Here is a 1,074-nt window from a genome sequence, read left to right as displayed (position 1 = left end):
CCCGGCTCCTGCGTCGCGTGGAGCACGCCCAGCCCGACGCCGGCGGCCGTCTCACCGACCTCGACTGACGCTGATCGGCGGCGCCCAAAAGATGTTGACAGGGGGCGCTTGACACGCCCCGGTCCGATCCGTAAGGTTCTTCGGGTTGCCGCGGAGCCGTAACGGTTCTGCGACAGCACCTTCCGCCGCACTGCGGCACACAACCACTGGCAAGATCTCCTGACGGGGTTGATTTCGGCTTGCCCGAATTCAATTCGAATAGGGACTCGGTAGCCCGATTGGGCATCGCCGAGCGGATCCGCTAAGGTTGGACACGTCGGAACGGCCCAACAGCCGGGAGGACAAGCCCCTCTGACTGGGAATCAGACGCCGAAAGGATCTGATAGAGTCGGAACCGCCGGAAAGGGAAACGCGAGAGCGGGAACCTGGAAAGCACCGAGGAAATCGGATCGAGAAAAGATCTGATAGAGTCGGAAACGCAAGACCGAAGGGAAGCCCGGAGGAAAGCCCGAGAGGGTGAGTACAAAGGAAGCGACCGTTCCTTGAGAACTCAACAGCGTGCCAAAAGTCAACGCCAGATATGTTGATACCCCGCCCATCGGGTTTCCGATGGTCGAGGTTCCTTTGAAAAAACACAGCGAGGACGCTGTGAACGGTCGGGCCTATTCCGCCTGACTGTTCCGCTCTCGTGATGTGTGCACCGGATTACCGGTAAACATTCACGGAGAGTTTGATCCTGGCTCAGGACGAACGCTGGCGGCGTGCTTAACACATGCAAGTCGAACGATGAACCACTTCGGTGGGGATTAGTGGCGAACGGGTGAGTAACACGTGGGCAATCTGCCCTGCACTCTGGGACAAGCCCTGGAAACGGGGTCTAATACCGGATATGAGAGCCATGGGCATCCATGGTTCTGTAAAGCTCCGGCGGTGCAGGATGAGCCCGCGGCCTATCAGCTTGTTGGTGAGGTAACGGCTCACCAAGGCGACGACGGGTAGCCGGCCTGAGAGGGCGACCGGCCACACTGGGACTGAGACACGGCCCAGACTCCTACGGGAGGCAGCAGTGGGGAA

General features: G+C 60.0%; 1 rRNA gene and 1 pseudogene. Both read left to right on the top strand.

Annotation, left to right across the window (positions count from 1 at the left end):
- A pseudogene (locus ACIGXO_RS33665) lies at positions 1-68 on the top strand (MarR family transcriptional regulator); the annotation flags it as partial.
- Positions 69-718: 650 nt separating this feature from the next.
- Positions 719-1,074 (top strand): 16S ribosomal RNA (locus tag ACIGXO_RS33660); the annotation flags it as partial.

It is taken from the genome of Streptomyces sp. NPDC053542, assembly GCF_044544685.1.
GTDB lineage: Bacteria > Actinomycetota > Actinomycetes > Streptomycetales > Streptomycetaceae > Streptomyces.
The sequence above is the reverse complement of the archived record's forward strand: the minus strand, read 5'-3'. Positions and strand labels throughout refer to the sequence as shown.